Below are 17,701 nucleotides of genomic sequence, written 5' to 3' on the forward strand. Positions count from 1 at the left end.
ATAATAACACTTCCGGAACGGTGGACGTTCAAGCTCCGAAGCCGGGTTGAAGATTGAGATTCACGAGCGACGAATATAGAAAACGAAAGATGTCAAAACCGATAGAACGACCAAATCCCGGCGGTTCGAGGGTTCTCGAACCGCTCTCAGCCGGATTCGCCCGTCAGGGCTGCCGACTCCGAGGCGGAGAGCCACCTCCCGAATTAGACGGATACTGTGCGTATTGTTCACAAACACCTCGTTTCGGCGTCGGTGGGGTCTTGATTCGTCATCTAACAACTAGTATTCGGGAGAGGCGAAAGCACTATGTGCGATGGTGACGACCCGCAGGTAATGACCGAAAACGCGAACGACCGCTCGCTCAAAACGACGGTCACAACCCTCAGAATCGTCGAATTACTCAGGGAACGCGACGGTGCCGGCGTGACCGAAATCGCCCGCGAACTCGACATCGCACCGAGCACCGCACACACCCACGTGACGACTCTCGAATCCCAGGAATACGTGGTTAAAGAGGGTGATACCTATCACCTCGGGCTTCGCTTTCTCGGTCTCGGGAACTTCGTCCGGACGCGAAAACGCCGTTTTGGGAAAGCCGAACACTACACCAACGTGCTCGCCGAAGAGTCCGAGCGGCGCTCCATCTTCACCGTCGAAGAGCACGGCCGAGGAGTGTACGTCCACACCTCACCCGGAAAACACGGCGTCTGGACGCAGTCGACAGTGGGAAAGCGTGTCTACCTCCACTCGACGGCGAGCGGAAAGGCTATCCTCGCCCACATGCCGACAGAACGAGTCCACGAGATCGTCGAGCGAGTCGGCCTCCCGAAGGAGACGGAGCAGACGATTCACGACGAGGGGGCACTGTTCGACGAACTCGCCGAAATCAGAGAGCGCGGCTACGCACTGAACGTCGAAGAGCAGATTAGCGGCGTCCGCGCGGTCGGGGCCCCCGTGTTGGGACCTGACGGCGGCGTGTTCGGCGCGCTGAGCGTCGCCGGCCCCTCCAACCGGATGAAAGGCGAGCAGTTCGACCGTCTCACCGAAGTCCTCCTCGGCATCGCCGAGGAACTCGAACTGAGCATCGCGCTCTCCTGAGCGCGCCGCACCGCCGCCGTCGATCCTCATTCCGTGACACTCCCAATAGTGTAACTCGAAACGAGATGTGCCGTCCGCGACGCGACTCAGCGGGGGGTGCGAAAAAACGAGAAAAACAAACGGCGTCGGTGCGGCGTTACGCCGGCGAGTAGCGCGGGTAGGAACTGTCGACGGCCTGCGCGTCCTCTTCGAGGAGGGCGACGGCGAGGAAGTCGGCGTAGTCCGCGAAGTAGTCCACGAGCCGCGAGATGCGGTTCGAGTCGATGGCCTCAAGTGAGTCGAGGACCATGAACGGGACCGTCTCGTAGACGTCGTGGATGAGGTAGCCCGCGAGCGCGAACACGAGGCCGGTCACCTCGCGCTCGGACTCCGAGAGGTGGGCGACGGAGTCCTCGTAACTCACACCGTCTTCGTTCGTCCGGATGACGTGGAGGTCGAACACCGACTTCGTGACCTTCTTTCGGCCCTCCCGAACCCGCTTTTCGGTGCGTTCGATCCAGATGCGGTCGAGGTTGTCGTATTCGAGCACGTCGAGCACGTCGTCCATGTGGGTGTTGAACTCCTCGACGGCCTCGGATTCGAGGCGCTTGATGCGCGTCCGAAGCTCCGCGAGTTCGTCTTCGATGTCCTCGCGGGCCGCTTCGAGTTCGTCGCGCTCGTCGAGTTTGCGCTCGATGTCCGCGATTTCGTCTTCGACGCCCTCGAGGTCGCTGCGGAGGCGGCCGAGGTCGTATTCGAGCTGGTTCGCCTCGCGGTGGAGGTCGAGCAGGTCGCCGTGTTCCTCGCTTTCGAGTTCGTCGACGGTCTGTTCGAGCGAGTCGATTTCGTCTTCGAGGTCCGAGCGGTCGGACTTGAGGTCCTCGATGCGCTCTTGGCGCGTCTCGCGCTCGCTTTCGATTTCGGACAGGCGGCGCTCGATGCGGTCGCGCTCGCGCTGGCGGCGCTCGTGGGTGGACTTCTCGTCTTCGAGTTCGGAGAGCTGTTCGCGGTGCGCGCGGTTGTCCTCGAGTTTCTCCTCGCGGAGCGTCCGGAGGCGTTCGAGCGTCCCTTCGATTTCGGACTTGTCGACCTCGGAGCCGCACGTCCAGCAGACGACCTGGTCGTCGCCGAGCAGTTGGTCGGTGACGCTGCCGCCGGAGTCGTCGGCGTCGCGGAGCGCATCCACGACGTCAGAGGAGGTGCCAGAGAGCATCTCCTCGTTGAACTGAATCACGGACTGAAGCTCGTTGACGGTCGACTGAATCTGCTGGCGGCGCGTCCGGAGGCGGCTGATTTCGGACTCGATTTCGTCGATTTTGCCGCCGGCGACCTCGGGGAGATCCTCGGCGTCGTCCTCCAGTTCGTCCTCCTCGGATTCGAGGGCGTCGAGGCTCTGTTTTTCCGTCTCGATGCGGCGGTCCACGTCGTTGATGTCGCGGCGCTTGCTCCGGAGGTCACCGAGTTTGGATTCGAGCTCGCTCTCGACTTCCTGTCGCTCGCTGACGCTGGCGTCGTACTCCTCGACTTCCTGTTCTTTCTCGGCGAGTTCGTCTTCCTTCTCCTCGATTTGGTCTTCGAGTTTCGTCCGCCGGCGTTCGAGCTGCGGCAGGCGGTCCGAGAGGTTGCTGAGCGTCGAGAGCTCGTCGGCGATGTCGCGTTTCTCCTGCTGGAGCGACTCGATCTGCTCGTTGATGGACTCGACGTCCACCGGACGCATGATGAGGTCGCGGAGGTCGTCGCCGCGGGCGACCGCCTGTCGGGCGTCGTTCGTCTCGAGCAGGAACGCGAAGAGGTCCGCGAGGTCCGGGTCGTCGAGGACCGGATTCCCGCCGGAGATGACCGTGTCGCCCTGCCGCTCGAACGTCCGGGTGTACGTCTCGTCACCGATGGTGAGTTCGACCGACCCCTCGTCGGCGTCGCCCTTGAGCGCCACGTCGTCGCTCCCGTGGGCGGCCATGATGGACCGCAAAAGCGACGTTCGGTTCGTAGCGTTCCGTCCCGCCAGGACCGTCACGCCCGGCTCGAACGACGTTGACAGGTTGTCGATGCCACCGATGTTCTCGACCGAAAGGTGGACTTTGGATTTTGACACTTGTTCTGAACTCATACCTTGACCAAATAGGTACACCAATATAAAATCATCCGTTGAATCAAGGAGAATGTGACGGAACTAATTATGTAACGCCTAGTTCGACGCGTCCTCGTCGCAGTCGCACCCTCCCCGCCGGAGCAGTTCGACGACCTCGTACTGCGTCCCGCAGTCGCGGCAGTACACCTGCGTGTCCACGAGGACGTCGAAGTCGCCGAGCCGGAGCTTGCTCGTGTTACGGAGCGAGCTCAGGCTCTGTTCGATGACCGCGACCAGTCGGCCGCGGAGCCGCTGGATGGACTCGACGACGTTGTCGACTCTGTTCCCGGACGAGGACTCTTTCGAGACGCCGCGAATCTCCGTCAAATAGGTGTAGACCGCCTGGTGAGAGACGAAATCGGAGAGCAGTTGGTCGACATCGACGCCGCGGGATTGGAGCGTGTTTTTCGCCTGAACGCGCATCCCCTCCGTGGTCTCGTCCCCGGTGAGGAGCGTGTACAGGTTCTCCACCTCACCTTCGAGAACGTCCTCGCCCGCCTCGCGGAGCGCGGCGTCGAGCACCTTCTCGTTCATCAGGTCCGCGAGGTCACGGAGGCTGTCGCTGTCCTCAGGAGCCGTCCAGCGGTCGGCGAGCTGCTCGCCGAATCCGTCCAAGTCGTACGTTTCGATGACCCGTTCTACCTTGCTTAGGCGACGGTTCGTGCTTTGATCGGTACCCATTACCCGTGATTCACACGGTAACGTAAAATATCTTCAGGTTTGGAGAGCGATTCGTCACACTCGGCGAGGCGCGTTCGTCGGAACCGAACCGTTACTATCCGGCAATGTCGGATGATATGGAGTTCGGTAACTCACGCGGAGACCGAGTAGTAACGCGGAGCTGGAGTCGAGAACGCAGACGCTACGTAACAACGGGAGACGGCCGAAAAATGGAGCATCAATGGGACGTTGTGCTCGAGAGGTAGCCATCCCACGCGTTCATGAGTACCAGTTGGGCAGGCGTACTCGGTGGGGGCTACCGCGCGTACAGTATGACTGACGTACTGATGGCTATCGTGCTGGTCGCACGAGATGCTGATCACACATGGGTCAGATTGCTCCGACCATGTGCTACTACGAATCACACCCATATAATAATTATGTACTTGGCAACCGTTGTGAGTAGCGTGTGAATCACGCCCGAAGCCGCCGGTTCGACGCCGATGCTCGAAGGAGACCAGGAGCCGCCGGGCATTGGCGACATTCCGCGACGCGGGTCGAGACGGCCCATCACGGGCGTCTCAGGAACCCCGGCTCCCGCCGTCGCGTCAGTTCGCGTCGGGTCTCCGGACCAACTGACTGCCGAGATACGACGCAAAATACGTCCGACGATGCCGGACGAGAATCGTTCGTCGTGAGCACCGATGCGAAACCGACGTATTGAATCCTAGAGTATCGATTTCAGCCGTATCAGTGTCTTCGGACAGCAGTCGACGAAGTGGACGTATCGAAGCAAATAAACGGGACGCCGGCGGTGGTGGTGAAACGCCTCGAAGCCCGTCGAAAGAGGCGCTAGTGCTTGAGGTAGCCGCCGTCGACAGCGATGGACTCGCCGGTTATCCAGTCGCCCTCCTCGGAGAGCAGGAGGACCGCGACGTGACCGACTTCCTCGGGTTGACCGATTCGGTCGAGGATGTGCACGTCGAGCGTCTCCGCGAGGATTTCGTCCGGCGACTTGCCCGACTGCTCGGCGTGTTCGTCGAGCCACGCCTCGACCATCGGCGTCTCGACGGTGCCGGGCTTGAGCGCGTTGACGGTGATGCCGTGGTCGCTCAGTTCCTTCGCCAGCACGGTCGTGAAGGCGAGAACGGCCGCCTTGGACGCGCCGTACGCACCCTGTCCGGCGAACGGTCGCTCCGCGCCGACCGACGAGATGTTGACGATGCTCCCCTCGATTTCGCGGTCGACCATCCGGGCGGCGACGGCCTTGGAGACGAGGAACGTCCCCTTGGCGTTCACTTCGAAGTGGAGATCCCAGTCGTCTTCGGTCGTTTCGAGAAGCGGGATAGCCTGCTGAACGCCCGCGTTGTTCACGAGGCCGTGGATGTCGCCGAGCGACTCGACCGCGGCGTCAACGGCGGTTTCGACGCCCTCGGCGTCGGTCACGTCGACCTCGTACACCTCGGCCTCGCCGCCCTCCTCGCGAACGAGTTCGGCCGTCTCCGCGGCCACCTCGGGCTTCGTGTCGAAAATCGATACGTCAGCTCCGGCGCGGGCGCAGCGGACCGCAATGCCGCGGCCGATGCCGCGCGCACCGCCGGTGACGACGATATGCCTGTCTCTCAGTCGGGTGTCTGTGTGCGTGCTCATAGTCGGTAGTACCGGGATATCGTATAAATAATTGCGCTGTACGCCGGCCGGTTACTCGTCGCGCTCGGCGACGACGGGGTTGGTGAGCGTGCCGATGCCCTCGATTTCCACGTCGACGCTGTCGCCCGGCACGAGCAGTTCCGGCGGGTCGCGGAAGATGCCGACACCGCCGGGCGTGCCGGTGGAGATAACGTCACCGGGTCGGAGTGTCGTGATGTTACTGATGTACTCGACGACCTCGTCGACGCCGAAGATGAACTCGGAGGTGTTGGACTCCTGTTTCGTCTCGCCGTTGACGCGGCAGGCGACGTCGAGGTTGTGCGGGTCGAGGTCGCCCTGGGGGACGAACGTCGGCCCCATCGGGGCGAACGTGTCGTAGCTCTTGCCGCGGAAGAACTGGCCGTCGTCGAACTGGGCGTCGCGGCCGCTCACGTCGTTGATGGCCGTGTAGCCCGCGACGTAGTCGAAGGCGTCCTCGGCGTCGACGTTCTTGGCCGTCTGGCCGATGACGACGCCGAGTTCGACCTCGTAGTCGACCTCGTCGATGGCCGACGGGTGGACGATGGGGTCGCCGGGGTTCGTGACGGACGTGCCGGCCTTCCCGAACAGGAGCGGACGTTCGGGCACCTCTTCATCCTGTTCTTCGGCGTGGTCGTGGTAGTTGAGTCCGACGCAGACGATTTTTCCGGGGCGCGGCACGGGCGCGAGGAGCTTCACGTCCTCGACGGGGACCGACTGGTCCTCGGCGGCGTCTGCGGCGTCCTCGACGACGGTGAGGAAGCCGGGGCTGTTCAGGTTCTGGACGGTGACGTCTTCGCGGAGGCCGGAGAGCGGGACGACGTCGTCGTCGCGGCGGACGCCCCATTCGGGGGCACCGCCCGCGGTGTATCGAACGAGTTGCATCGTTACACTCTGCCACACCGTGATACGTAACTGTTGCGCTCTACGCAGCATTGCGACGGTCGAGGTGGGTCCGCGGTCCGCCGACTACGAGTACGTCAGGTTCACTTCGATGACGTTCGCGCTCTTGAGAATCTGGTTCGGCAGTTCCTCGGTAAAGCGCTCCTCGCGCATCCGGCTTTTCGGCCCCGAGACGCTCACGGCGGCGATGGCGTAGTCGTCCTCGTTGAGTATCGGCGCGGCCACACAGCGCATGCCCTTGACGCGCTCTTCGTCGTCGTACGAGTAGCCGCGCTCGCGGACCTGCTCCAACACGTCGAACAGTTCCTCGCGGTCCGTGATAGAGCGGTCCGTCACCGCCTCTAACCCGTGGCGGTCGAGGATTCGCTCGACTTCCTCCCGCGGCCGGTTCGCCATGATTGACTTCCCGAGGGCCGTCGTCTGCAGCGGGACACGCATCCCCGAGTGGGTGTCCAGCCGGACGGCGTCGGGGCCCCGCGACCGGTACAGGAAGACGCCGACGCCGTGTTCCTCTATCATCAGGTTCGCGTGCTCGCCGGTCACCTGCGCGAGCTCGTTTATCTCGGGACGCGCGATTTTGAACACCTTCTGGCGAGACCGCGCGTGAGCGCCTAACTGGAGGAACCGCGTGCTGACGTAGTAGGTGTCGCCCTCCTTGACGAGGTACTCCTGTTGCTCCAGCGTCCGCAGATGGTCGTGAATCGTGCTGGTCGGCTTGTCCAGTTGCTTGGCTACCTCCGAGACGCCCGCCCCGTCGAGCTCCCGCAGGAGATCGACGAGTTCGAGCGAGATTTTGACCGCGTTGACCGGAACGTCCTTCGCCATAGTTGGTTATGAATCCTCATCCCTCAAATGTCTTTCCGCTATGGCCGGAAATGAGGAGGTGTTACGAGCGATGAACTCCGTGTGGGAAATTTAAATAATCTAGATAATTCAGATATTGTGGCTATTCAGGTAGACGAATGACGCGAAGATAGCAAGAAAGAAAGCGAGTACCCGAGGCGACCGAGCGCGGCGCGCTCGACCCGTGGGACGTCTCAGTTAAACTGCGGGATGACTTCGTCCGCGAACAGTTCCATGCCGTCGGTGTCGGGGAAGTCGATGAACCAGCCCTGGAACTTCGTCACGCCCGCGTCGATGCGGCGCTCGATAGCTTCCGCGCACTCCTCGGGCGTCCCCATGATGAAGTACTCGCGGGCGTCTTCCTCCGTCACGATGGGCGCTTGGTCCTGGTACTCCGCTTCGAACTGGATGGGCGTCATCAGGTCGAGCAGGCGGTCGAACTTCTCCTCGTCGCGCGTGCAGATGACGTGGCCGTCCCACGAGTACTCGATTTCGTCGGGGTCGCGGCCGACGGTCTCGCAGTGGTCTTCGATGACGCCGATTTTGTGTTCGAGCGTCTCCACGTCGCCGTTGAACACGTCGGTGTTCCACACGTCGGCGTGTTTGGCGACGAGTTTGAGCGTGACCTCCTCGCCCTGTCCGCCGACGAGGATGGGCGGATGGGGGTCCTGTACGGGACCGGGGACGCAGTAGGCGTCCTCGATTTGGTAGTGCTTGCCGTCGAAGCTCGCGCCGTCGCTGCCGGCAGCCCACATGCGCTTCATGAGGCGGATGGACTCGTCGAGGCGCATCAGGCGCTCGAAACCGTCGCGGTACTCCCAGCCGTAGGCGTCGTACTCCGGCTCGTGCCAGCCCGCGCCGAGGCCGAGTTCCAGCCGCCCGTCGGAAATCACGTCGAGCGTGGCCGCCATCTTGGCGACGAGCGCCGGGTTGCGGTAGTCGTTACAGAGGACGAGCGAGCCGAGGTTGATGTCCTCGGTGAAACCAGCGATGGCCGACAGCAGCGTCCAGCACTCGTACTCGGCGTGGTCGCGGCCCAACAGCAGGTGGTCGGGTGCCCACACCGCGTCGAAGCCGAGTTCCTCCGCCTTTTGGACGCCCATCTTGGTCGTCTCCCAGTCGAGCGACTCGTACTGCGGCGTGTCGCGGTGCGTCGGCTCGGTCCCCTCGTCGGGCGCGCCGGCGAAGACGGGGACGTTGTACTCGAAACTGATGTCAGACATCGTTACTCGATGGCGAAGTGTTCGAGCGCCTCGCGGTTCAGTTGGGTGCTGACACCGGGTTCGTCGGGGAGCGGGATCGACCCGTTCTCCGGCGACGGCGGGTTCTGGAAGATGGCGTCGGCGTAGGTCGACTCGCGTTTCTCCTGGCGCTCCTCGAACCACTCGGGGGTCGGGAAGTACTCCGCCATCGGCATGTTCGTGTGGCCGGCGATGGCGTGGAGCGTCGGGTTCGTTCCGGCGTGCGGGATGACGGGAACGTCGTGGACTTCGGCCATGTCGGCGACCTTCTGGAGTTCCGTGATACCGCCGACGCGACCCACGTCGGGCTGGAGGATGTCGACCGCACCTTCTTCGAGGAGGTCCTCGTGGCCCCAGCGGGTGAACTCGTGTTCGCCGCCCGAAATCGGCATCGGCGCGGCCTCGCGGACCTCGGCGTAGCCGGAGATGTCGTCGGCGATGACCGGCTCCTCGACCCACGCCATGTCGTACTTGCCGAGGCGCTGGGTCATCTCCTTGGCGTACTTGACCGACCAGCCCATGTAGGCGTCGCCCGCGATTTCGATGTCGTCGCCGACGGCGTCGCGGACCGTCGCGACGATTTCCTCGTTCTTCTTCATGCCCGCGCGGCCGTCCTCGGGGCCGTGGAGGAAGCGGAGTTTCATCGCGTCGAAGCCCTCCTCGACGTACTGGATGGCCTCGCGCTCGAGTTTCTCCATGTCGACGGGGTGGAGGTTCGACGCGTAGGCGGGAATCTCGTCTTTAGTGGGGCCGCCGAGCAGTTCGTACACCGGCTTGCCGGCGTCCTTCCCGGCGATGTCCCACAGCGCCTGGTCGACCGCGCTGATGGCCATGACCGCGACGCCCTTCCGGCCGAACGGGAGCGTAGCGCGGTACATCTGTTCCCAGAGGAGTTCGCGCTGCATCGGGTTCTCGCCGACCACGATTTTCGAGAGCGTCTCCTCGACGACGGTGGCGATGGCACCCGTGCCCCAGTTACCGACGCCGACGCCGGTGATGCCGGCGTCCGTCTCGACCTCGACGACCACGTCACCCACGGGGCCCATCCACTTGCGGCGGGCCTGCGGGTTCTCCCCGTCGACGTTGCGGTACTCGTCGTACTTCGACATGATGGTGACGAGCGGGAATTCGATGAACTCGCCCCACGACTCGTTGCTGATTTTCGTCGCTGAGATGTCTGTAATCTCCATGATTTGTTTGGTACGACCTCACATCCAATCGGCACGGGTAAAATAGTTTCTGTCGTTGAGCGACCGGTGGCCCGGAGAGGTCGCTGTTTCGTCGGTCGGCCCCGCCGTCAGTCGGTCAAAGAAGCCTCGAATCGGTCGGTGATGAGACGGCGACGCCTCGGTGGGGAGCTTCTTTCGCGTCGTTTCAGCCGTCGAACTGGAAGACCGGCTTGCAGGTCTCGGAGTCGAGGAAGGCCTCGAACGCCTCGGCCGGCTCATCGACGCTGTAGGAGGTGTCGAGAATCTTGTCGACCGCGATCTCGCCGCGCTCCATCAGGCGGAGCGCCTGCTCGAAGTTGGTCCACGTCGAGCCGTAGGAGGTGTTGATGTCGATTTCACCGCGGACAGTCGAGGTGAGGCTGAGTTCGCTCGGCGAGTTCGGGATGCCGACGACGACGATTTGGCCGCCCTTGCGGACCACGTCGTTCCCGGAGACAACGCCGCTGTGGTGGCCCGTCGCGTCGAAGACCACGTCGAAGCCGATGCCGTCGGTCTGGCTCTCGACCCGCTCGTCGAGGCCGCCTTCCTCCTGGAGGTTCACCGTGTCGATGCCGAGGTCTTCGAGTAGCGGGAGGCGATACGCCGCGTCCTGTCCGAGGCCGGAGACGACGACGTTCGCGCCGAGGGAGTCGGCGACGGCGGCGACGAGCATGCCGATGGGGCCCGGCCCTTCGACGAGGACGTTGTCGCCGGGCGTCGTCACCGACTGGTCGAGGACCGCGCGCGTGGCGATGCTCGTTGGCTCGGTGATGGCGGCGTGCCGGAGGGGAACGCCCTCGGGCACCGCGTGGACGTGTTCGGGCGTGACGGTGACGTACTCCGTGTACGCGCCGTCGCGGTGCATGCCCGTAATAGAGAAGTTCTGGCAGACGTTGGGCTGGCCGTTCTGACACTGGAAGCAGTGGCCGCAGTCGTGAATCGGCTCCTCGACGACCTTGTCGCCGACCTCGAACGTCTCGACGTTCTCGCCGACTTCCGTGACCGTCCCGGAGTACTCGTGGCCCATGATGCGCGGGATGGGAATCCACTCGTAGCCGCCGTCGTACTTGTAGGCGTGGGCGTCGCTACCACAGAGACCCGCGGTGTGGACCTTGATGAGCAGTTCGTCTGCACTGGGAGTGGGAACCTCCCGCTCTTGTGTCTCTACCGAGCGCGGCCCGGTCTGAATAATGGCTTTCATAGTTGCAAATGACCGTGTGGGATCGTCTCGTTTACACCATGTGAACACACCGATTAATATGTTTGGGTGCGGGCGGAGAATTTCGGCCGTAGCGCGGCTGCAGCCGCGGCTACACCGGGCAAGCTGTTGGCTATATCCGGCGACATGCCTTGTGTCCGCCATCACGAACAGTAAGACGACGGCTCACCCGAGGTCGACGTGCCGCCGGAACGACTTCCCGGTCAGCCACGACCGGTCGGCCGTCGACAGCGAGTCGACCTGTTTGAGCCAGTTGCACGCCTCCGCGTAGCTGGCAACGTCGCTGACGTTCGGGTAGTCGGAGCCCCAGACGACCCGCTCGCGACCGAAGGTGTCGAGGAGCCACCGGACGTGGTCGTGCATGTCGGCGTAGGGGAACGCCGAGTCGGACATGTGGACGATTTCCGAGACCTTCACCGCGACCGAGTCGTGTTCCGCGAGGTCGGCGAACCGGCTGAACGTGCCCTCGTCGGTGGGCGTCTCCGGGCCCGCGTGGGCGAAGTGGTCGAACAGGTAGGTGAGTTCGGGATACGACTCGACGAGTTCGAGCGCCTGGTCGAGCTGGCCGTGGTCGCAGAGAATCTGAACCGTGGCGTCGTGTTCGACCGCGACCTCCCAAAAGGCGGTCTCCTCGACGCTCTCTCGGAGCCACGTCACGCTCGGGTCGAACGTCTCCCACATCCGGTCGTACGGGCAGGCCGCGCCGAGTCGGAAGCCGAAGACGCCGTCGGTCTCCATGCAGCGGTCGAGGCGGTCGACGGCGTCGTCGGCGAACGGGTCGAGCATCACGATGCCGTGGAGTCGGTCGTACTCCGCGGCGACCCGTCGGGTGTACCAGTTGTCCGTCCAGTCGCAGATAGGGTAGCCCACGACGACGGCCTCGTCAACGCCGTTTCGGTCCATGTCGGCGAGCAGGCGTTCGGCGGTGTAGACGGTGTGTACGTCGAAACTGTCCACGAGGTCCAAGATGGGGCCGTTGGTCCACGGGTGTTCCGGACTCGCCGCACCCCACGCGTGGGTATGAGTATCTATCATTACAATCGACGACGGGCGTTCCCGTACTAAATCTTACCCGCCGAAAAGCTAAGACGGGTGCCATCGAATCGGAGGCCGTATGGCGCGAATCGCGTTCCACCTAGAGATTAAAGACGGCAAGCGAGAGGAGTACCGAACGAAACACGAGAACGTCCCCGAGGCGCTCGAATCCGCCTATCTGGACTCTGACGCCGGCCTTCAGACGTACAGCGTCTTCGAGAAGGACGGCCACGTCTTCGGCTTCATGGAAGTCGACGACCCGGAAGCCATCCAGGAAGTAATGGACAACAGCGAGGCGCAAGCCGACTGGGCGGAGGTCATGAGCGGCATCACCGTCGAGACCGACGACAGTTGGATGGACGAAGTCTACCGGATGGTCTGACGTTCGAGGGCGAAGAATATCCGGCCATGGCGGAGGATCCGCCATCCACAACGAATTTCTCACCGAGAATACTGCTGGACGAATTACCCCAATCTCGCAGTTACCGCGAGGTAGCGGCGCACAAATAGCCGCATCTCGGCGAAATCGTTCACTCCGGTCCATCCGGATACTCATCCGCCACTGGCGGAAACCCGGTACGGCCCGAGTCGACCGTCGAGGGTCACCCGCTAACAGAGTAGTACGACGACTCGATGTACGCGATTGCCGTCTAAGCGGGTTGTACGGCCCCAACCATTACATCCATAAACTTGTAATTTAAAATTGTTTCTACGCGGAGTGCCACGGATATATCTCGGAGCGCAGCTTCGACCGGCCGGACTGAACGACCACCGCGGGAGAGGGCAATGAAAAACACGGTACTGTTCCATTTAGGCCTCTACGCGCCGTATCCAGTCGATTCAGTTCTGGAACCGGTGTCAGAAGACCGTCCGGCCATGCCGGATGCCTTTCCGGCGTGAGCGACTGGTCGACCGACTGCGGTTCACCACGACGTGATTGGAACCTCACGGAGCGGTCCCGGAAGCGGGATATCAACCGTCGAATCGGTGTAGTGCGAGAGGTAGAACCCGACGATGATTTCGAGCGAACGGGTCGCCGCGACGCCGGGCGAGTAGTTCTCCGTCGTCCCGTCGAGGAGGTCCTGCACGTGGGCCGCCGCGTTGGCGAACGACCCCTTGTAGTCCGATTCCCACGTCCACGCGCCCTCGATGCCGGGGAGCGGTCGCTCGACGTGTTCGCCGTCTTCGAGCGACCAGTAGCGCCACTCGCCGTCGTCGTTGTTCATGTAGAGCTTGCCCTCGGTGCCGATGAAGCTCAGCGTCATCGACGAGATGTCGCGCGGAATCGTGCAGTCCACGGTGACGAACGTGCCGTCGTCCATGACGACGTGCCCGCCGCCGCCGGCGTCGACGACCGACTCCGTGGCGTCCAGCGCGTCGAGCGCCTCGTTCTCGCCGGTGATGTGCCCGCTCACCCGCGACGCCCGCGCGTCGAGGAGGTAGACGAGCGTGTCGAGGACGTGCGTGGAGTTCCGCATGAGTTCCATCCGGTACTGCGCGCTCACGGACTTCACGTCGCCGAGGATGCCCTCCTCGCGGACGAGGTCGCGGAGTTGTCGAAGCTTGTCCGTGAACCGAAAGGAGTGGTTGATGACGAGTTCCGTCTCGGTCTCGTCGCAGACGGCAACCATCTCCTCGGCGTCGCTGACGGACGACGCGATGGGTTTCTCGCACCTGATGACAGACGGGTCGGCGGCGGAGCGCGCGGCGTCGACGACGTGGTCGCGGTGGAGGAACGACGGCGTGCAGACCGACACGACGTCGAGGTCCTCGGCTTCGAGCATCGCCTCGTGGCCGACGTACCGGCGGTCCGCGGGGATGTCCCACGCCTCGCCGAAGGTGTCCAGTTTCGACTCGTCCACGTCGGCGACGGCGATGAGTTCGATGTCGTCGGTCGCGGCGTAGCCACCCGCGTGACTCGCGTCGATTTTCTCTCTGCCGATGGCCTCCTCGTCGTGCATGCCGAGGATGCCCATCCCTGCGATGCCGCCCGTGCCGATGATGCCTGCGTGGTAGGTCATGGTGTCTTCTGTCGCTCGCGTTCGTTCGTCAATGTTCGCCGGAGCGCATAACTGTGGTGCCGGGGCCGAAAGCGTCGAAAGGACGCTGGGGTCGAAGGTCTCAGTCGAGCGCGGCCGCGGCCATGAGGAACCAACCCTGCCCGTAGGGCGTGTCCGTCAGGGGTGCTTCGGGACCGCCCGGCGGCCCGGCGACGCGGTTGACTGCGCCGTCCTCGCCGACGACGCGGGAGACGGCCGCGAGCCCGTCTTCGGCGGGTTGGCGGTAGGTCTCCTCGTCGAGGATACCGAGGTCGATGCCGCGGGCGAACGCGTAGGCGAACATGAGCGTCCCCGACGACTCAAGCGGCGTGTGCGGGTCGTCGACGAGATTGTGCCAGAAACCGCTGCCGTCCTGCAGCGGGAGAAGCGCCTCGCAGTGCGACCGGAACAGGTCGATGAGGTCGTCGCGCTTCGGGTGGTCCTCGGGGAGCCGTTCGAGCACGTCAGCCGACGCGGCGGCGGCCCAGCCGTTGCCGCGCGCCCAGAACGCGCCCTGCGGGTAGTGGTTCGGCTGTTCGACCCAGATGTGACGGAACAGGCCCGTGTGGCCGTCGCGGAGGTGCGCGGCGTGAATCAGAATCTGGTCGACCGCCTCGTCGAAGGCGTCGTCGTCGCCCGCGGCCGCGCCGTAGCGGGCGAGGAACGGGCACATCATGTAGACGGAGTCGATCCACAGCGACTTGATGCCCGCGAGTTCGGGGTCGTGGTGGGGGATGCCGCCGTCTTCGGTCCGCTCGAAGGACAGAAGCGACTCGTAGGCGCGTTCGGCCGCGTCGAGGTAGCGGTTCTCGCCTGTACTGTCGTAAAAGTCGAGGACGCCGTGGCCGATGGCGGTGCTGTTGTTCGTGTTCATGCACTTCTTGACGGTCAGCTCCCAGCTCGCCTCGTACTCGCGGCCGTGGCTGAAAACCTCAATCGGGTAGCTCGGGCCGTAGCTCAACTGCCCGGCGTCGTTCTGGGTCGCCACCGCGGTGTCGACGAAGTGCTTCGCGCGCTCGATCGACTCGTCTCCACCCTCGGCGAGCAGGCCGTTGATGGCGACGCCGGCAATCCACGACTGTCCGTCGATGTCCAACGACCGGAGATACGACGCGGCGCGCTGGACTGGTGTAGGCTCGTCTGTTGGCATGAGTACAGTACCCACACGAATACGTGCGAGGATGAAAAATGTATCCCATGGCGTCGCGCCACCACCTGACGGCGGCCGTGCGCGCCGGTCGGTCAGCCGGTCCGAAACCGAGGAGCGCTCGTTCGTCGCAACAGACTCGTTCCCCAGGCGGGAACAGATATATACGGCTCGGGTCCGACTGTCACACCATGAGCCCCCAACCGAACAAACGCCCCGGCCGAACAATCCGCTCGGTCCAGATAGCGTTCAATATCATCGACCTCCTGCAGGAGGAGGCGGGCATCGGGGTGACGCGAATCGCCGACGAGCTCGGCCACTCGAAGAGCACGGTCCACAGCCACCTCCGAACGCTCGAAGAGCGGCGCGTCATCGTCCGCGAGGGCGACGGCTACCGTCTCGGTCTGCGCTTCCTCGACGTCGCCTCACACGTCCGCGACCAGATAGGCAACTTCGACATCGTCCAAAAGGAGGTCGACTCGCTGGCCGAGGAGACGGGCGAAATCGTCCAGTTCGGCGTCGAGGAGTACGGGATGGTCTCGTACCTCCACAAGGCGCAGGGCGAACACGCCGTCGAGACGCTGTCGAGGGTGGGAACCCAACAGCCGATGTACTCCACGTCGCTCGGCAAGACGATTCTCGCGTACCTCCCTCCCGAGCGCATCGAGGAAATCGCGGCGGCGATGGAGTACGAACCCAAGACGTCGAACACCATCACCGGACCCGAAGAGCTGTTCGAGGAACTCGAGACCATCCGCGAGCAAGGGTACGGCATCGACGACGAGGAGAACATCAACGGCCTGCGCTGCGTCTCCGCACCGGTCAAGAACGACGAGACAATCCTCGGCGCGATCAGCATCACCGGCCCGTCGAGCCGGTTTACCGAGGACCGCCTGCACGGCGAACTCGCGGACTACGTCCGGAGCGCCGCGAACGTCATCGAACTGAACACGAAGTTCTCCTGAGCGCGTGGGGGCCCGCGGCTCAGTAGTTCTCGTAGATGGTCTTCACCGACGAGAAGAAGTCGAGGCCGGCGTCGCCCTGCTCGCGGTACGTGTTGGTGGACGAGTCCTTGTAGCCGCCGAAGGGGACGTGGAGTTCGAGACCGGTCGTCTTCTCGTTGATTTTCGCGACGCCCGCTTCGACCTCGTTGACGAAGCGCTTGCCTTCGCTGAGGTCCTGCGTGACGATGCTGGCCGACAGGCCATAGTCAACATCGTTGGCGAGGTCGAGCGCGTCCTCGAAGGAGTCAGCCTTGACGACCGCCAGCACGGGTCCGAAAATCTCCTCTTGGGCGATGCGAGCGTCGTTTTCGACGCCGGAGAACACGGTCGGCTCGACGAAGTAGCCGTCGTCGTAGTCGTCGCCGGAGAGCCGGCTGCCGCCGGCTTCGAGCGTCGCACCCTCCGAAGCGCCGATGTCGATGTATTCGAGCGTCGAGGACAGTTCGTTCTCGGAGACGTGCGGGCCCATGTCGGGGTCGTCGAGCCCGTCGCCGACGACGAGCGACTCGGCGTAGTCAGAGATGGCCGCGACGAACTCGTCGTACACGTCCTCGTGGACGATGGCGCGCGAGGTGGCCGTACACGACTGGCCGGTCGTGCCGAACGCGCCGACGCCGACGGTCTCGGCGGCGTCTTCGATGTCCGCGCTGGGCATCACGACGGTCGGGTTCTTCCCGCCCATCTCACACTGGACGCGCTTGAGGTCGACCGCGGCCGTCTCGGCGACCATCGTCCCCACGGCGGTGCTGCCGGTGAAGGAGACGCCGTCGATGCGCTCGCTCTCGATGAGCGGGCCGCCGACCTCGCTGCCGGAGCCGGTGATGGTGTTCGCCACGCCGGCCGGGAGGCCCGCGTCGTCGAGGCATTCGAGGACAATGGAGACGACGCCCGGAGCTTCGGACGCCGGCTTGAGGACGACCGTGTTGCCGGCGGCGAGCGCCGGGGCGAGCTTCCAGACAGGGATGGCGATGGGGTAGTTCCACGGCGTGATGAGCGCGACCGTGCCGAGGGGTTCGTGCTTCGTGTAGAGGTCCTTCCCGGGGGCGCTGGCGGACTTGACGGTGCCGCCGAAGTCCCGGGCCTTCGCGCCGTAGTAGTGGAAGATGTCGATGGCGCGCTGTACCTCGCCGCCCGCCTCGGAGCGCGTCTTGCCCTCCTCGCGGACGAGCACCTCGGTCGCCTCTTCTTTCCGCGCTTCGAGGTTGTTGCCGGCCTCGCGGAGAATCGCGCCGCGGGACGGGCCGGGTGTCGACGCCCACTCGTCCTGCGCGGCGACAGCCGCGTCAAGCGCCGCCTCGACGTCCGCTTCGGAGGACGCTGGGTGGATGCTGACGACTTCGCCGGCCGCCGCGGGGTTCGTCACTTCGAACGTCTCTCCCGACTGGGGGTCGGTCCATTCGCCGTCGATGAAGTTACCGTAAGTTCTCGACATACGAGTTAGCCATGCACACCCATCACTAAGTAAGCTTCTCATGCCGAGCGGCGACGCCCACCGCGCGCTCGTGACCGTCGCAAGGCGTGAGCGAAGC

The 17,701-nt window shown here is 63.9% G+C and carries 15 protein-coding genes; 3 read left to right on the top strand and 12 right to left on the bottom strand.

Translation table 11 applies throughout. The features are described 5' to 3' along the window. The first annotated feature begins 333 nt into the window (after window positions 1-333). Window positions 334-1,098, top strand: a complete 765-nt coding sequence (locus tag AM590_RS17055) for an IclR family transcriptional regulator (protein ID WP_058828510.1) — start codon at window positions 334-336, stop codon at window positions 1,096-1,098. 136 nt (window positions 1,099-1,234) lie between these two features. Here the strand turns inward: AM590_RS17055 and AM590_RS17060 are convergent, their stop codons facing one another. The 9 genes from AM590_RS17060 to rhcC all read right to left on the bottom strand — a co-directional run bounded on the left by AM590_RS17060 (window position 1,235) and on the right by rhcC (window position 11,982). Beyond that, complete coding sequence (locus tag AM590_RS17060) at window positions 1,235-3,184, bottom strand: archaea-specific SMC-related protein (protein ID WP_058828511.1); 1,950 nt, start codon at window positions 3,182-3,184, stop codon at window positions 1,235-1,237. A gap of 78 nt (window positions 3,185-3,262) precedes the next feature. Beyond that, window positions 3,263-3,886 carry a rod-determining factor RdfA gene (gene rdfA / locus AM590_RS17065; protein WP_058828512.1) on the bottom strand — a complete coding sequence of 208 codons (624 nt, stop codon included), beginning with the start codon at window positions 3,884-3,886 and terminating at the stop codon, window positions 3,263-3,265. 831 nt (window positions 3,887-4,717) lie between these two features. Further along, window positions 4,718-5,515: an L-rhamnose 1-dehydrogenase gene (gene rhcB, locus AM590_RS17070; protein ID WP_058828513.1), complete on the bottom strand. Its 798-nt coding sequence runs from the start codon at window positions 5,513-5,515 to the stop codon at window positions 4,718-4,720. Between the two features lie 51 nt (window positions 5,516-5,566). Further along, window positions 5,567-6,418 carry a 2,4-diketo-3-deoxy-L-rhamnonate hydrolase gene (gene rhcF / locus AM590_RS17075; protein ID WP_058828514.1) on the bottom strand — a complete coding sequence of 284 codons (852 nt, stop codon included), beginning with the start codon at window positions 6,416-6,418 and terminating at the stop codon, window positions 5,567-5,569. Between the two features lie 84 nt (window positions 6,419-6,502). Next, complete coding sequence (locus AM590_RS17080; RefSeq protein WP_042662384.1) at window positions 6,503-7,261, bottom strand: IclR family transcriptional regulator; 759 nt, start codon at window positions 7,259-7,261, stop codon at window positions 6,503-6,505. A 212-nt stretch (window positions 7,262-7,473) separates the two neighbouring features. Beyond that, window positions 7,474-8,502 carry a TIGR03560 family F420-dependent LLM class oxidoreductase gene (locus tag AM590_RS17085; RefSeq protein ID WP_058828515.1) on the bottom strand — a complete coding sequence of 343 codons (1,029 nt, stop codon included), beginning with the start codon at window positions 8,500-8,502 and terminating at the stop codon, window positions 7,474-7,476. Window positions 8,503-8,504: 2 nt separating this feature from the next. Continuing rightward, the gene (gene rhcD, locus AM590_RS17090; protein ID WP_058828516.1) at window positions 8,505-9,710 is read right to left on the bottom strand and encodes an L-rhamnonate dehydratase; all 1,206 of its coding nucleotides are present in this window, start codon (window positions 9,708-9,710) and stop codon (window positions 8,505-8,507) included. 184 nt (window positions 9,711-9,894) lie between these two features. Beyond that, window positions 9,895-10,929 (bottom strand): 2-keto-3-deoxy-L-rhamnonate dehydrogenase, encoded by a 1,035-nt coding sequence (gene rhcE, locus AM590_RS17095; RefSeq protein WP_058828517.1) that lies wholly within the window; start codon window positions 10,927-10,929, stop codon window positions 9,895-9,897. A 183-nt stretch (window positions 10,930-11,112) separates the two neighbouring features. Further along, the gene (gene rhcC / locus AM590_RS17100; RefSeq protein ID WP_058828518.1) at window positions 11,113-11,982 is read right to left on the bottom strand and encodes an L-rhamnono-1,4-lactonase; all 870 of its coding nucleotides are present in this window, start codon (window positions 11,980-11,982) and stop codon (window positions 11,113-11,115) included. Between the two features lie 79 nt (window positions 11,983-12,061). Here rhcC and AM590_RS17105 point away from each other — a divergent pair, with 79 nt between their 5' ends. Then, window positions 12,062-12,364, top strand: a complete 303-nt coding sequence (locus AM590_RS17105) for an L-rhamnose mutarotase (RefSeq protein ID WP_004061665.1) — start codon at window positions 12,062-12,064, stop codon at window positions 12,362-12,364. A 541-nt stretch (window positions 12,365-12,905) separates the two neighbouring features. On the opposite strand, the gene AM590_RS17110 is transcribed toward AM590_RS17105, so the two are convergent. Further along, on the bottom strand, window positions 12,906-14,003 hold the full coding sequence (locus tag AM590_RS17110; protein WP_058828519.1) for a Gfo/Idh/MocA family protein: 1,098 nt from the start codon (window positions 14,001-14,003) through the stop codon (window positions 12,906-12,908). 100 nt (window positions 14,004-14,103) lie between these two features. Continuing rightward, window positions 14,104-15,171: a glycoside hydrolase family 105 protein gene (locus AM590_RS17115; RefSeq protein WP_058828520.1), complete on the bottom strand. Its 1,068-nt coding sequence runs from the start codon at window positions 15,169-15,171 to the stop codon at window positions 14,104-14,106. Between the two features lie 188 nt (window positions 15,172-15,359). On the opposite strand from AM590_RS17115, the gene AM590_RS17120 reads away from it, so the two are divergent. Further along, window positions 15,360-16,133, top strand: a complete 774-nt coding sequence (locus AM590_RS17120) for an IclR family transcriptional regulator (protein WP_058828521.1) — start codon at window positions 15,360-15,362, stop codon at window positions 16,131-16,133. Between the two features lie 19 nt (window positions 16,134-16,152). On the opposite strand, the gene AM590_RS17125 is transcribed toward AM590_RS17120, so the two are convergent. Then, a complete protein-coding gene (locus AM590_RS17125) occupies window positions 16,153-17,604 on the bottom strand; it encodes an aldehyde dehydrogenase family protein (protein ID WP_058828522.1) in 1,452 nt (483 codons plus the stop codon). Window positions 17,605-17,701 lie beyond the last annotated feature (97 nt).

It is taken from the genome of Haloferax sp. Q22 (assembly GCF_001482285.1).
GTDB lineage: Archaea > Halobacteriota > Halobacteria > Halobacteriales > Haloferacaceae > Haloferax.

Excerpts from the sequence above, each read along its gene's own strand:
- rhcB (WP_058828513.1), bottom strand. The coding sequence starts at position 5,515 with ATGAGCACGCACACAGACACCCGACTGAGAGACAGGCATATCGTCGTC.
- rdfA (WP_058828512.1), bottom strand. The coding sequence starts at position 3,886 with ATGGGTACCGATCAAAGCACGAACCGTCGCCTAAGCAAGGTAGAACGG.
- rhcE (WP_058828517.1), bottom strand. The coding sequence starts at position 10,929 with ATGAAAGCCATTATTCAGACCGGGCCGCGCTCGGTAGAGACACAAGAG.
- AM590_RS17085 (WP_058828515.1), bottom strand. The coding sequence starts at position 8,502 with ATGTCTGACATCAGTTTCGAGTACAACGTCCCCGTCTTCGCCGGCGCG.
- AM590_RS17115 (WP_058828520.1), bottom strand. The coding sequence starts at position 15,171 with ATGCCAACAGACGAGCCTACACCAGTCCAGCGCGCCGCGTCGTATCTC.
- rhcD (WP_058828516.1), bottom strand. The coding sequence starts at position 9,710 with ATGGAGATTACAGACATCTCAGCGACGAAAATCAGCAACGAGTCGTGG.
- AM590_RS17055 (WP_058828510.1), top strand. The coding sequence starts at position 334 with ATGACCGAAAACGCGAACGACCGCTCGCTCAAAACGACGGTCACAACC.
- AM590_RS17105 (WP_004061665.1), top strand. The coding sequence starts at position 12,062 with ATGGCGCGAATCGCGTTCCACCTAGAGATTAAAGACGGCAAGCGAGAG.
- AM590_RS17110 (WP_058828519.1), bottom strand. The coding sequence starts at position 14,003 with ATGACCTACCACGCAGGCATCATCGGCACGGGCGGCATCGCAGGGATG.
- rhcF (WP_058828514.1), bottom strand. The coding sequence starts at position 6,418 with ATGCAACTCGTTCGATACACCGCGGGCGGTGCCCCCGAATGGGGCGTC.
- AM590_RS17120 (WP_058828521.1), top strand. The coding sequence starts at position 15,360 with ATGAGCCCCCAACCGAACAAACGCCCCGGCCGAACAATCCGCTCGGTC.
- AM590_RS17125 (WP_058828522.1), bottom strand. The coding sequence starts at position 17,604 with ATGTCGAGAACTTACGGTAACTTCATCGACGGCGAATGGACCGACCCC.
- rhcC (WP_058828518.1), bottom strand. The coding sequence starts at position 11,982 with ATGATAGATACTCATACCCACGCGTGGGGTGCGGCGAGTCCGGAACAC.
- AM590_RS17080 (WP_042662384.1), bottom strand. The coding sequence starts at position 7,261 with ATGGCGAAGGACGTTCCGGTCAACGCGGTCAAAATCTCGCTCGAACTC.
- AM590_RS17060 (WP_058828511.1), bottom strand. The coding sequence starts at position 3,184 with ATGAGTTCAGAACAAGTGTCAAAATCCAAAGTCCACCTTTCGGTCGAG.